At 44.0% G+C, this 14,237-nt stretch carries 9 protein-coding genes; 2 read left to right on the top strand and 7 right to left on the bottom strand.

Annotated elements, in window-relative coordinates; all coding sequences use genetic code 11:
- Positions 1-89 precede the first annotated feature (89 nt).
- From L1D50_RS15000 to L1D50_RS14990, 3 genes are all read right to left on the bottom strand, one after another.
- Positions 90-755 (bottom strand): GAF domain-containing protein, encoded by a 666-nt coding sequence (locus L1D50_RS15000; RefSeq protein ID WP_128726833.1) that lies wholly within the window; start codon positions 753-755, stop codon positions 90-92.
- 134 nt (positions 756-889) lie between these two features.
- The gene (locus L1D50_RS14995; RefSeq protein WP_128726834.1) at positions 890-2,548 is read right to left on the bottom strand and encodes a fused response regulator/phosphatase; all 1,659 of its coding nucleotides are present in this window, start codon (positions 2,546-2,548) and stop codon (positions 890-892) included.
- 21 nt (positions 2,549-2,569) lie between these two features.
- Positions 2,570-2,875 (bottom strand): STAS domain-containing protein, encoded by a 306-nt coding sequence (locus tag L1D50_RS14990; RefSeq protein ID WP_010371095.1) that lies wholly within the window; start codon positions 2,873-2,875, stop codon positions 2,570-2,572.
- 143 nt (positions 2,876-3,018) lie between these two features.
- On the opposite strand from L1D50_RS14990, the gene L1D50_RS14985 reads away from it, so the two are divergent.
- Positions 3,019-3,348 (top strand): translation initiation factor, encoded by a 330-nt coding sequence (locus tag L1D50_RS14985; RefSeq protein ID WP_017216143.1) that lies wholly within the window; start codon positions 3,019-3,021, stop codon positions 3,346-3,348.
- Positions 3,349-3,378: 30 nt separating this feature from the next.
- Here the strand turns inward: L1D50_RS14985 and L1D50_RS14980 are convergent, their stop codons facing one another.
- Together L1D50_RS14980 and L1D50_RS14975 are read right to left on the bottom strand one after the other, a co-directional pair.
- The gene (locus L1D50_RS14980; protein ID WP_239966319.1) at positions 3,379-6,342 is read right to left on the bottom strand and encodes an EAL domain-containing protein; all 2,964 of its coding nucleotides are present in this window, start codon (positions 6,340-6,342) and stop codon (positions 3,379-3,381) included.
- A 20-nt stretch (positions 6,343-6,362) separates the two neighbouring features.
- The gene (locus L1D50_RS14975) at positions 6,363-6,722 is read right to left on the bottom strand and encodes a hypothetical protein (RefSeq protein ID WP_128726836.1); all 360 of its coding nucleotides are present in this window, start codon (positions 6,720-6,722) and stop codon (positions 6,363-6,365) included.
- On the opposite strand from L1D50_RS14975, the gene pheA reads away from it, so the two are divergent.
- Positions 6,709-7,863 carry a prephenate dehydratase gene (pheA, locus tag L1D50_RS14970; RefSeq protein ID WP_128726837.1) on the top strand — a complete coding sequence of 385 codons (1,155 nt, stop codon included), beginning with the start codon at positions 6,709-6,711 and terminating at the stop codon, positions 7,861-7,863. The genes L1D50_RS14975 and pheA overlap by 14 nt on opposite strands.
- Before the next feature lie 93 nt (positions 7,864-7,956).
- Here the strand turns inward: pheA and L1D50_RS14965 are convergent, their stop codons facing one another.
- On the bottom strand, positions 7,957-10,797 hold the full coding sequence (locus tag L1D50_RS14965; RefSeq protein WP_239966318.1) for a discoidin domain-containing protein: 2,841 nt from the start codon (positions 10,795-10,797) through the stop codon (positions 7,957-7,959).
- Between the two features lie 144 nt (positions 10,798-10,941).
- Positions 10,942-13,926, bottom strand: coding sequence for a TonB-dependent receptor (locus tag L1D50_RS14960; protein ID WP_239966317.1), 2,985 nt, complete (start codon positions 13,924-13,926; stop codon positions 10,942-10,944).
- Positions 13,927-14,237 lie beyond the last annotated feature (311 nt).

Raw genomic sequence — 14,237 nt, 5'->3', positions numbered from 1 at the left:
TATTTATCTAGAATTTTATTCATTTTTGTAAACTTGTTAGCACCGCAAAGGCTTTAAGTTTACAGTCCCACTATTACTAGGGCCTATAGTTATTCAGGTAAATATTCAGGAATTCTCACACACGCAGCTGCAAGTAATGCTAAAATTTCTTCACTGAAAAATGACTCAGAGAACGCTTCTGCATCAATAATTCCAATACAGTTTTGATCATCATCGAATAATGGCATACAGGTTTCTGCTTTAACCTTAGGATCGCAAGTGTAGTACTCTCCTCCACTGGCGACATAATGAGGAATGTCATTAATCACCCGAGCTTTAGCACTCAAGACCGTCTGGATATTATTTGAGGTAGCGGCAAAGGCCTCCGTTATTGGAAATAGCGGTCTACTCGGCGCCCCAGAGTAAGCTAGTTTGAGGAGTTGTTTGCCTTCATTTGTCGCTCTTGCTTGATATATACCAAACCAGTCAACGCCTGTAACTTCAACTACCGCTGACACTATCGTTTGCAGTTTGGCAAGCGATTGTTCATTCACCGTGTTCTTTTCAACATAGTCACTCAATAAAAAAGGTGCCTCCTGAAGGTGACCAAACAAGCTACAAGCACCACCTTCACCGAGCTCAGGGATCTGATATGACCACACTGCAGGGCTTGAGTTTTGCTCAATATAAGCATCTAGTTTTTCTAATTGCAGCAAGAGCAATTCGCGGGGGATAGATAATCTACTCAATGAAATATAATCTGACATTTTAGCCATCTAAACATCTAAATTTAATGCAACTTTACCACGCTCTTTATACCTTGCCAATACTCAAAAACAGGTACATAAGGCAATACGAGTAGATAGTAAACCTAAAGCAAAAGTAAAAGTAAAATACGTTTGAGTGGAATTTAGATCGATTTAGAGGTAAGTGAATAAGTCATTTCTACTTCGTTCCCTGCGTTGTTGTAACTAACACTTTGCGCTATTTCGTTCAGCAAGCTAACCCCCCTACCATGACTATGCTCTTGTTTCGCTTTGTTGCGCTCACTTGATTCAAAACCATTACCTGAATCACAAATATTGAAATATAACTTTAACTCTTCAGGGCTATAACGCACTGAAATAATAATGAGCGCTTCTTTCAACTCTTTCAAAACACTCTCTCGCAGACTATAAAACTCAAAAAAGCCATCTTCTTTATTTTTAATTTCAGAATCTAGTCCCAGCACCCCGTGGTCTAAAGAGTTATTATAAGCCTCAGAAAGTAACAAGAATATATTGGAGCGATGTGCCGAAATACCGTCAACCTCACTAAGTAAATCCACCAGCTCAAGCACAGGATCTGTGCTTTTGATCTGCTTGGCATCTAAAGATAACGAAATATTAAACGGCAAGCTTGAGTAGTGGTGAGGCGCAGACGCTATTGACTCACTGGCAACACAATTAATAATCGCGATGCTTAAGTCATCTTGCTGTTCCGTATGACCAGAAAAGTCACGAACTTCTGAGATAATCTGCTCAGTGGAAATATGCTGTCTACTTGCTAATAAGCGCTTTAACCGTCGCTCGCCATACATTTCGCCTTGCTCAGACTCAGATTCGATAATGCCATCTGTCGCCATCACAAGGCGTTGATTTGGACTGACTTCAAAATGCAGCAAATTACGCTCAAATTCATTGATTTCTAATATGCCGAGCGCCATATGTTGGCTTTCGATGGTTTTAATAAGGCTGCCATTTTGATCAATCAAATATAAATCTGGCAAACCACCAAGCCAAGCAGAAATACTTTTACCTGAGCTACTCAATTCTATGATTGCAGCAGCACAAAACATGTGACCAGGCAATAGCTCATTAAGGGCGGCATTGAGCTCAACAGCGATATCACTTACCGCCATCCCTTTTTGCACCATAGTATAGAAAATGCGCGAAGCGGGAAGCGCGCCAACTGCAGCGGCTAAGCCATGGCCGGTAAAATCACCGAGTAAACAATAAAACCCTCCCATCGGGCTCTTAGCCATTAAAAACATATCGCCATTAAACATTGACGCGGGTGATAAATGATATTCGCAAATCTCAGGATATTCTGACTGTTGTGCAAGCGCGTTACTAAATATGTGCTCAACAATCTCGTGCTCCCGCTCTATCTGGTTATAGTGATATTCGAGCTGTCGGCGTTGCTCATTGCTTTGCTGACTGAGTCTGCGGGTTCTTGCGTGCGCTTTAATTTTGGCTGATAGGATAACTTTATCGAACGGTTTGTGAATGAAGTCATCGCCTCCTACAGCAAGGCATTTTTCAAAACTGCTTTGATCTTCAAGTGCGGTGATAAAGATAATAGGCAAATATACGTCGCCAGCATATTGCTTTATTTTGGGCGCAGCCTCAAAGCCATCCATAACAGGCATGATGACATCCAACAACACAATGTCAATGTCTTGAATTTCAAGAATCTTTAACGCATCACGACCATTGTTCGCACAAAAAACAGTATAAAACTGCTGCTCGAGCATTGCCTTAAGCAGCTTGCAATTTAAAACCTGATCATCGACTACCAAGATATTCATGAGGGTCTTATCTATCTAAAATTAGTCAATATCAAACTTCTTATCAAAACGAGAGATCTGGAGGATTTTCTTTAGTTGTGGGCGACAATTACTAATTTGAATGCTAGAAACAGAGCTTCCCAGCGTTTTTTTCATATTTAACAACATACCCAAAGCGGAGCTGTCCATATAATCGGTTTCACGCAGGTCTACAACAACCTTTTCGGTTTGATCATTTACTTCCGCATATGCCTGACGAAACGATTGTACTAAATTGAAGTCGAACTTGCCCCTAATTTGAATGGTCAGTGTTTTACCGTCAGCAGAAGCGTTTTTACTCAAGCTCATCATTAAGCTCCTAAATTATTTTAATTTGTTTCCCCTCACCAATTTAAATATAACGCTTAAAAATCATTTAGCAAAAAATAAAAAACATCTAATCTGCTTTTTGCTATGATCTCCGCAAAGAACCCGCAAGAGGACCAAAATCAATGTCAGAATCAAGACTTGTGTACTCCACAGATGTAGGCCGTATCGACACCAAAGAACCAAAACAAGAAGTTCAAGGGAAAGTTTTCAAAGACGGTGCCGTTCGTATTGAAAGACAAACTAAAGGGCGTAAAGGCAAAGGTGTTATGCTTGTTGTTGGCATCGATAGTGAACAGCATGATCTAAAAAAATTGGCAAAAACGCTTAAATCTAAAATGGGTCAAGGTGGCGCAGTTAAAGAAGGCGTAATTGAAATTCAAGGCGATGACCGAGAAAAACTTAAGCAACTATTAGAAGGTCAAGGCTTTAAAGTGAAAATCGCAGGCGGCTAATTTGTAGCCCCAACCTTTGGGGCTAGAAAACTACATAGCCGGGGCAAACCTCAAAATCTCGGCTTCACTCAACGGCGGACTGTAATAATAGCCTTGCACGATATAACAGTTATTTTTAGCCAAGAACGCCATTTGAGCCTCTGTCTCCACCCCTTCAGCAATAACCTGCAAATTTAATTTTTGCGCCATTGCAATGATCGCAGCAGTGATCTCCATATCATTCGGATCTTCGGGAATATCCTTTACAAAAGAGCGGTCAATTTTAAGTATGTCGACTGGGAAACGTTTAATATAACTCAAAGAAGAGTAGCCGGTACCAAAGTCGTCAATGGAGAGTGAAACGCCAAGTGCTTTAATATCTCTAAGCTGTATGATGGCCGCTTCCACATCTCCCATTAACATGCTCTCTGTTAGTTCAAGGTGCAATAGAGTCGGCTCCATCCCTGTCCTGTCAATAATATCTGACAACGTACTGATCAGTTGCGCGTCTTTAAACTGCCTCGCAGAAAGATTGATGGATATATTGGCTGTCTTGCCTGCGGCTTTTAAACGGCGAGAGAAATGACAGGCTTCCTCTAACACCCATGCACCAAGCTCTACAATTAAGCCTGTCGCTTCAGCGATCGGAATAAACTTGCTTGGCGGAATGTTTCCCTCACTCGGGTGGAACCAACGAATAAGCGCCTCATAACCTAAGACCTCTCCACTTTCACTATTGACTTGTGGCTGATAGTACAGAGTAAATTGTTGCGCTTTGATTGCTATACGCAGCTCGTTTTCTATGTATAAGCGCTCGTTAGCAGCTTCATCTAAATCTTGGCTATAGAAATGGTAAGTGTTCCGTCCCTTTGCTTTGGCCTGATACATGGCCAAATCAGCATGTTTTAGCAGCTGCTCTTCTTCTTTACTGTCAAATGGAGCCATCGTGATACCAATACTCGCACTGACGATCACTTCGTTATTACCCAGTTTTATCGGCTCTGCCAATGTTTTTTGAATGATATTGGCAACCTCCATGGCGTTTTCTCGCTCATTGATGCCACTCAGTAATACCGCAAACTCATCCCCGCCCAATCTAGCAATGGTATCTTCTGCACGGAGCCGCTTTTTCAATCTCGTCGCGACTTCAAGTAATAAGCGGTCGCCAGCGTCATGCCCCAAGGTATCATTGATGCGTTTAAACTCGTCTAAGTCAAAGTAAAATAGAGCAAAGGCGTAATGACCACGTTCAGCAAGCGCCATAGATTTACGCAACTGCATCCTAAAAAACGTCCTGTTGGCAAGCCCGGTCAAGGTATCAAAGTAAGCCAACTCTTCCATTTTTCGCTGGCTTTCTTTTACAAACGAAATATCTTGTGCTGAGGCGACATAACTTGAAATTGCACCACCTTCTTCACGGATAGGTGACACACTCAAACTGACCCAAATAGGCGCTTCTTTATTACCCGCTAACATGGTATCACCACGCCAATAATTGCGGCTGCGTAAGTCAATATCGATATCATCAATGAGAATTGCCATGTCTTTTGAAATAATACTCAAAAGCGGAGAGCCAATAAAATGCTGCTCATCAAAGCCGGTCATTTCCTGCATTTTTGGGTTGACGTACTCAATTTGAAAATGCTCATTGGTCAACACAACGCCTGTGCCGGAGAAAGCGACGGCTTTCGACAAGCGGTTTGCCGCCTTTTCAGCAATTTCTTTTTCTGTAATGCGTTGATTTAGACCATTTACAAGCTGCTTAATTTCCACACTCATGTCGTTAAATGAGGCATTTAACTGCCCAATTTCATCATCGGTATGTGGTAAAGTTGGTGTATCCCATTGCCCTCGACCAAATCCCTTTACCGCTTTAACGAGCGCATTAATGCGTTTGAGCACTAATTGGTATAAAACCTGATGCAGTAGTATTGCTACAAAAATGGCATACAGAATAAACAAACCAAAGAACTTTACTTTGAGCTCTTCAATGGCCGAGATAGCCGATGCCCGCTTCTTATAAATTCCAATATACCAATCTAATTTGGCAATATGGGTCACGTGCATAATATGCCAGTTATCTTTATATCTAAACTCATCTTGGATATTTGGCAGCTTAGTAATGAGTGCGGTTTGTACTATTTTACTCAAGTCTTCAGGTAATTTGCTGTGATCTAACAACTGCCCGGTCGCAGCTGTGGTTTTAAACAGACCAGGAGCCGCCAATAGTCGCCCCTGTTTATCAAAAACGATAAATCCTTGTTGGTGATCAGATTTAGGTAGTTTTTCGAGTAAAGTGGTCAGCTCTATGTCGCTACCCGTTAATCCAAGGTATTTGTCATGTAAGTATAAAGGCACCAAAATACTCACCACCCACTTGCTCCAAACCCTATCAAAATACACGCCCGACCAAACAGCTTCCCTTGTTGGGTTTTGTTCAGCATGTAAAACAGGCAAGTTATGAAGCTGATTATTTACCAGCCTTGGATCTTTCGCTAATAAAGCATTTGGAGGCGCAACACGAACAAAACCGTCACTTGTAGACAGGTAAAAATTAAAAAAATCCTGTAAAAGTGGAGGCGCAAGAATATTCCAGAGCAATTCTGATTCAGAAAACAACTTTTGCACTGACTGTAACTTTAAATCGCCGGTATACATAGCTGCAGAGAGGCCGTTTTTAGCCGTGCTCGCTAAATTTTCGCCACGCTTGTCGACGCGAGCTTGTGCGCCAGATAAATCATGAACGCCGTATAGTAGATGTTTGGAAACCACTGAGTTGGCTTGTTCGGCCAAGTTAGCTTTAAGATTAAGGTAATTTGAAAACTGATTGTTCACCTGCCCACTAAAACGCCTGAGTTCATCATACTCTTCATAGATTAACTGCTTTTCTTCAGATTTTAGCATCAATGCTGCTGCAAAAACGCCCGCGATCAGACACACAGCCGAAATCAGCATCGACAGCTTTACACTTAAAGAGCTTGCACCATATCTTGATGGGGGACGACGATTGCCCACAAGTTAACCTATTCTTCTATTTACAGTGGTGGTGTTGCCTGAATATACCAGAATATTTTTCGACTCGCCAATAAGTTACGTTTGATTAACCTACTTAAAGCACCGAGGAAGGTATGACCATCTACTAGACAGGTCTGTTTTTTTGCCCACTCATCCAAAGTAGTACTTGTTTTATCGTTTAGTTCTATGCTAATAATGTATTCAATTTCAAAGTAAGGTTTGAAAAAATGAATTTCATCACACGCAACACATATTTCTTTTTTGGCTTCTTTAGGTGAGGAGGCTTGACTGTTCGCGAGTGAAAAAGAATAGCTAAGCCTCCCAACTTCGGGAGGCTTTTTTTTGGCTAAATGGGAGTGAGGACCTATGACACAAAACACATTGGATGCCCTTAGACATGACATCAATGAGATAGATTCAGAGTTATTAATTCTACTGGCAAAACGACGCCGTATCAGTCACGGCGTGCTGGAGTATAAAATTGCCAACAATAAGCCAATCCGTGATGAAGCGCGTGAACAGGCACTGCTAGAGAAACTGATCCGTTATGGTAAATCTTTGGGTCTGGATGCATTTTATATAAATAGCGTTTTCCAAACTATTTTAGAAGACTCTGTACTAAACCAGCAAGCCATGCTGCAAAAGAACTTAAACCCCGATACCGTAGGTGATACTCATCGCGTTGCTTACCTTGGCGGGCAAGGGTCTTACAGCCAACTAGCATGCCATAAATATTTTAGCCGTCGTCCCGGAAAGCTTGTGGAAATGGGTTGCCAAAGCTTTGAGCAAATCACCGAGCAGGTAGAGAAAGGCCAAGCGGACTTTGGTATCTTACCTATTGAAAATACCAGCTCAGGCAGCATCAACGAAGTGTTCGATTTATTGCAACATGCGCAAGTATCCATTGTGGGCGAAGTAACGCATACCGTTGAGCATTGCCTCCTAGCTTTACCAGACACAGAATTACAAGCGATCGACAAAATTTATGCGCACCCTCAACCTTTTGCCCAGTGCAGCCGTTTTATTCAAGGCCTTGGGGATATTCAGCATGAAACTTGCGACTCGACCTCTAGTGCATTAAAGCAAGCAGCAGAGCACCCAAACAGTGCCGCGATTGGATCTGCACAGGCCGGTAAGAATATGGGCCTAGAAGTGGTGAAATCAGGCCTTGCGAATCAGACCGAAAACCATAGCCGTTTTATTGTAGTAGCAAGAAAAGCACTTCAAGTGTCCACTCAAATCCCAACTAAAACCAGTTTAATTATGGCTACCAAACAGCAAGTAGGCTCACTTGCCGACGCACTAATGGTATTTAAACAGCACAATATCAATATGGTTAAGTTGGAGTCACGCCCAGTACCTGGTAACCCTTGGGAAGAAGTCTTTTATGTAGATTTGCTTGCCAATATTGCAGACTCACAAGTCCAAGTGGCACTTGAAGAGTTAAAAGATCATACCCAGTTTGTACGCTTATTGGGCTGCTACCAGAGCGAGTCTTTGCAAGCCGTAGATGTATTATAATAGATCATACTAAGTCACTCTCATTGAGAAAAATAAAAAGCCAGAGCGCAAATTGCACTCTGGCTTTTTTGGTTGAGATTTATTTAATTCAGGCTATTCGCCGCTAAGACCAAGGAGCTCAATTTCTGAGATCTGTACTAAGCCATCGTTATTCGCATTTTTGCTAATGTTTAGACGATAACTGCTATAGGCAAAAGCATTGGAGAAAGTAAACACTCTTCGTTGTAAGCGTTCATCCCAGCTCTCACCTACCCAAACCGCGACTTCTGTCCACGTCTCACCGCCATCATTAGATCCCAGTAACTGAAAGTTTTCGGGATCGCGTTCTGGCGCATCATTGGCACTGGTGATAGCCAAACCACTCACAATCTGTGACGCAGTAAAATCAGCTTGGATCCAAGATGGTGATTCCTCTGTTGGCGGGCCTTGCCATTCATTATGATCTAGCCATTTTGTCTCGATATCATTATCAAACGCTTTTTGTTCACTTTCCGCATCTCCAATACGATTACGCGCGGAAAAGCTTGTTCCAGCCAAGTCAGACAAGTCTTCAAGTGCATACTGAGGTCCAGCGAGTTCAATTTCGGCTATTTGCACTAACCCATCATTATTCGCATTTTTACTGATAGACAAGCGATAATGTGTGTAAGCCAAGCCATTAGCAAACGCAAAGGCTCGACGTTCAAAACGCGATTCAAACGACTCCCCTACCCAAGTATTTAATACTTGCCATACTTCCCCATCGTGAGATGCCAAAAGTTGGAAGTTTTCAGGGTCACGCTCCGGCGCATCATTGGCACTGGTAATGTACAAAGTATTTACCGCCTGTGCCTGTGGCAAGCTAACTTGAACCCAAGCTGGATTTTCAACAGTAGGAGGCCCCTGCCAATCGTTGTGATCGAGCCACTTAGTTTCAACATTTTTATCAAATGCTTGCGCTGCGCTCTCTGAATCACTAATACTAAAACGCGCCGTGTAACTCGCACCTTGAACTTGTGCATGATCTAATCCAGAGATTTCTGGGCCGATTAATTCAATCTCAGCAAGCTGCATCAAACCATCATTATTTTTGTTCTTGGTTATCTCAAGGCGATAGCTTTGATATGGCAATTGATTCGCTACCGCAAAGCTTTGGCGCTCTCCTCTTGCTTCAAAAGATTCACCAACCCAATTACTCAACCGCTGCCATGTAACTCCGTTATCGTTAGAGCCAAATAAAGCAAAGTTCTCTGGATCTCGCTCTGGAGCATCATTGGCGCTCGTTATCGCAAGCTGATTAACCGCCACCGCCTCATTAAAATCTACTTGGACCCATGAAGGCGCTTCGACGGTAGGTGGGCCTTGCCAATCATTATGATCCAGCCACTTAGTGGTTGGGTCGTTATCAAATGCCTTACCTTGGTTTTCTGCCTCACCAATACTGTTGCTTGCCGTGACCGCAAACGTCTCAGTATCCGTATGGTCAACGCTCGGATAAACCGGCCCAACAAATTGAATTTCTCCAATTTGCAGTAAACCATCGTTATTTTTGTTTTTTGTCACTGCAATTCGGTAGCTTGTATATTTTTGCGCATTACCAAATACAAAGCCTTGACGTTCAAAGCGCGCTTCAAACGACGCCCCAACCACATTGCTCAAATTAATCCAACTCGCGCCCTCATCGTTAGAAGCTAATAACGAGAAGTTTTCTGGATCTCGCTCTGGGGCATCATTAGCACTGGTAATGTAAACACCGCTAATTGCTTGTTGAGTGGGAAAATCCACTTGGATCCAAGATGGTGCTTCCTCTGTCGGTGGCCCCTGCCAATCATTGTGGTCAAGCCATTTAGTTTGCGGATCGCCATCAAATGCTTTGTCTGCACTCTCGGCGTCACTAATCGCATTTCTTGCTGTAATAGTGGCACCTGATGTCACGACTTGCTGCATGGGTCCGGTGGATACCGGCTCATCAAATAGTGGTAGTGCTAAGTCCATGATACTATCGGCACTGAGACCTAGCTGCGTCGTTAATGGGTGAGCTTGCAGCGCGTTGTAGATTGGCAATCGAAGCGCTTCAAGTGCAGCTTCATCACCGCCAAGTGCGGCGCTAAGATTGCTAGCAGAGTCGCTTAAAACACCTTGTAAGGAGCCTTGCTCGTCAAACTGTGCAAATGCAGCATTGAATAGGGAAAGCTTTTGCACACTGTCGGCAACATACGTCATCTCGCAACTTTGCTCACCAGAGTCAGAGGTTGTGCAAGTTTCCCCTAATTCAAAATTCGTTAATTGATCAGCGCTAACCACAGGTAACTCAAAAACATTAGTGTTCCCTGTTTGCCAGCCAAGAGCTCGAAGCAATAACGCAGACATCTGGGCTTTTGCCAGTGCCATTAATTCGGGCGTAGAGACATTACGCCCCTCGGCAATCTGCTGCTCCACCAGCATGGTTGCTAGTGTCGTCAAGGCGTTGATTTGTAAGGTAGCATCAGCACTACCATCGGCATTTGAACCAAACGGCACGGCAACATGACTCAAGGTAGCCAAAGTCACACCAGCAATGTAATCGCCACTTACCTGCTCCCCAATTCCTACTGAGCCACAGCGACTCGCGTCGCAACGCATCTGCGAGCCTTCGCTCGTTGTGGCGGTCACTTTAATGGTAGAATTAATACCAAACCCGGCTTTCCCCGTCAGTTCTATAAACAACTCCCCCGTTTGACTGGTTGCCGAATTCTCATCCATCATCATGCTAGAGCCATTGAGCGCCGTCACCGAAATGCGGGCTTGACTCAACGCGCCTTTTATCACTGAACCTGATACTTCAGCCGTCGTCACAGCGGGGGTTACTGGCACTTCTTCAACTTTTGGATCATCGCTCCCGCCGCCACATGCAGCCAATAAACTGCTAACGGCAATGAGCGGGATTGCATTTCTTATTTTATTTAACGTTTTCATATTTATCCCTTCTTACATATCAACCAACTTATGTGACTAGGTTGATATAAACGCACCACAAGCAGGTGATAAGCCGTGATATTATTTCTCGTTGTGCTAACACGACTTCACCCTGTTTGCATTACTTTATGGTTGTCGCCAAAGTTAAAATCGATAGGTGATCCCAGCATAGTAGCGCTGGCCGGTGTAACTGCTGCTGCGCAACCTCGCTTTAGAGTCTTCACCATAAAAGGTTCTCGGTTCTTCTTTGGTTAAGTTGATCACAGACGCGGTTAGGATCAAGTTTTCCATCAAGTTATAAGAAGCGTTCACATCAACTTGTTGGTATGGTTCCTGATATACAGTGAGCCCGTCCGCAAGCCCCAGAGCGGTTTCTCCTCGACGGTTATATGATGCCCTGACACTGAAAGTGTCATTCTCGTAATAGGCGGAGAAGTTAAATTGATTATCTGCACTACCGACAAGTGCAGACTCACCGACCTTTTCACCGTCTACGCTAATGTCTGCCTGATTGGTATCGTTTAGGGTGTAGTTAACGTTGAGACCAAAGCCATTATCGAATGCATGTTGTGCAAACAGCTCTATTCCCCGAGAGGTTGCGTTTGTACCATTGGCGGTGGTGGTAAACGGCGTGACGGTAATATCACCCGGTGGCACAATTTCAACACCGGTAAAAGGGTTATCAAAGCCTTCAAATGGCCTTACTGAGGTAATGATCAAGGGCACGATAAAGTTATCTACGTCTTTATTGAATACTGCAATCCCAACCGCAGATCCTTCGCCATAATAATACTCAGCAGATAAATCCATCTGTACCGATTCAAATGGTTTTAGGGCCTTGTTACCCCCTGAGCCACTCCATCCTGGCTCCACAGGGTTCCCCCTAAACTCGAGCCTGTCGTCTGCCCATTCTTGAGAGATAAAGGTTAACTGCTCGGGCGCTCCCATGTCGTTGAACGGAGCTCGAGACATCGTTTTGGCGATAGCACCTCGTATAACAAGATTGTCGCTGGCATCCCAGACAATATTGAAGCTAGGCAAAAATTGCGAGTCGGTTACGGTACGCACGGTGGTGGTTTCAACGTCAATAAGGCGCTCATCACCTAAGATATCCTCTTCGGTGACATCATCAATGTCATCTAAAAAGTAGTTAATTTTATCCGATGACATAATCTGCGTTTCAGTCTCGACATAGCGTACCCCGATGTTTCCTCTAAAATCTCCAAAAGAAAAATCGGCTTGTAGATAGGCGGCCATGATCTCTTCTTCTATGTCGAACACAAAATCAGGCTCACGGCGCGTGTGCTTAACATATTCACTGGTCACGATTTCGCGGTATCGATCCCAATTGATCGTTGGCATGGTATTTACTTCAAAACCGCCTGGGATATTTTGTTCAGACGTTGCATTCAAAATATCTTCCAGTTTTGGCATACCACCAATCCACTGATAAGACACCTCATCAATGGCACCTTGACTGAATGGATCAAGCTCGCCACTGGCAATTCTGTCAGCCCCATCTTGAGTGATGAAGAAGGTGTTGTTAGTTTCGCGATGCAATGTCGCTTTACGATATTTAGCACCGACACGCAGCGTATCAACGATGCCGTACCCGACGCGATAATCAAGGTCTAACTGAGCATAGTCCTCTTCTAAGTCACTGACGACAAAGCTTGAACCTGTCGAACCCGGATCGGGATCGCCGGCAATACCAGCCTGAAGGTTAGACAGCAAAGCGGGATCGGCGTACAACGACACTCTGTCACCTAATCGCCACCCTGCAAATGAAGCGGCGTTTTCAACCTGGCCTGAGTCGCTGCGACTCGCAGGTTGGCCGCTTTTATACGCCGCGCTCCAAGATTCTGAAGGGCCACCGCTGGCTTCAGTGTGACCAAATTTACCGCGCAAATCATATAAGTCACCAGCATATTCAAAGGCAAAGTCGTAGGTATCCGAGGTATCCTTTTCTACCGTATAACTACCAATGATCCAGGGGAATTCAAGATTCCCTTCAGTGCCACCAGCGCCACTGGTAAAATCCATGCCTGTTACAATCGTACCGGTTTCGTCTAGGGTAATACCGGTAAGATAATCTGGGTTGTACTTCCACTCTGGGATCCACATTTGTGACGTGGTGCGGTTTTGCCCAAGCTCAAAATGAAAATGATTGAATGTTAAAGATAAATCATCTATTGGACGCCATTGAATGGTGGCTTGTAACCCCTGACGTTCACGTTTTTCTTTGGTTACCCCAACACCTGCAACTTGCGGTGCCCAAACACCATCATAAACGTTACCATAAGCATCTTCTAACGCTGCAAATCGACGTGTACTATCGGCAATCACATTGCCCGCCGTGTCCGTTGCTGGCAAGTCTGAACTTGTTGCCCAACGCCAACCGCCACCGCCCGACATATCACCGCCTAAAGAGCGGTTGGTGCGGTCTTGTTTGGTATAACCCACTAGCAAGCCAAAGGTTTCTTCTTCGTTTTTCCAAGAATAAACGCCGCTAAAATTAGGCTCGTACTCTTCAGTCACATCAGCGTAGGTATATTCAACATTCAACGCCCCAGAATTTGCCTCCATATCCAAAGGTTTACGGCTGTGTAGAATAACCGTGCCGCCGACCCCACCTTCATCTAAACGCGCTTCAGAAGACTTAAACACTTCAACCGATTGCACCATGGTAGAAGGCAACAAAGAGTAACTAAAAGAGCGCGACGGCGAGCCCGGAGAAGAAGCGATAAAATTGCCGTTTAACTGCGTAAAAGTAAGATCAGAGGAAAGGCCACGAATACTGACGTTTTCCCCTTCCCCGCCACTACGAGAAATCACCACACCGGGTACGCGTTGCAGTGAATCCGCCACATTTTTATCGGGAAACTTGCCAATATCTTCTGCTGTAATGGCATCCACAATCGCGTTTGATAAACGCTTAATCGCCAAGTTTTCGGCCATAGATGCGCGGATCCCGCGCACCTCAATCGTTTCGATTTCCTGCGCTTCCTCTTTTTCAGTTTCTTCAGCCATTGCCCAGTTAGTAGCTGATAACATAGCGAGGACCAGCGCAGACTTGCTAAATTGCCGTGACCTTCCTGTCACGTGGCGTCTGTTATTATTATTGGCCATTCCTATCTCCAAGTTTTTTATAATTTGTAAAGCCACGACGTCCCTTGCTGCTCCATGACGCATGACTTTGTGACGACCCTTTTTTGTTTCCCTATAGGGGTTAATAGTTTGTGAAACACTCGTTCAGAATAGGAGCGCTCTACAAAAAGTGATAATAAAATTTCGGTTTGCACTAAGACAAAATCGGCGTTTAGGTCAAAAAAAGATCCAATTTCAATTTCCTTGGTTTATAGTCTGATTAACATAAAAACTCATTATTAGTTTCTATATCAGGCAATTTAAAAACGTTCCAAACATGTGTAACCAAATGT

Origin of the sequence: Pseudoalteromonas sp. Isolate6 (assembly GCF_022398435.1) — a bacterium.
GTDB lineage: Bacteria > Pseudomonadota > Gammaproteobacteria > Enterobacterales > Alteromonadaceae > Pseudoalteromonas > Pseudoalteromonas galatheae.
This window is presented reverse-complemented; position numbering and strand designations above follow the sequence as displayed.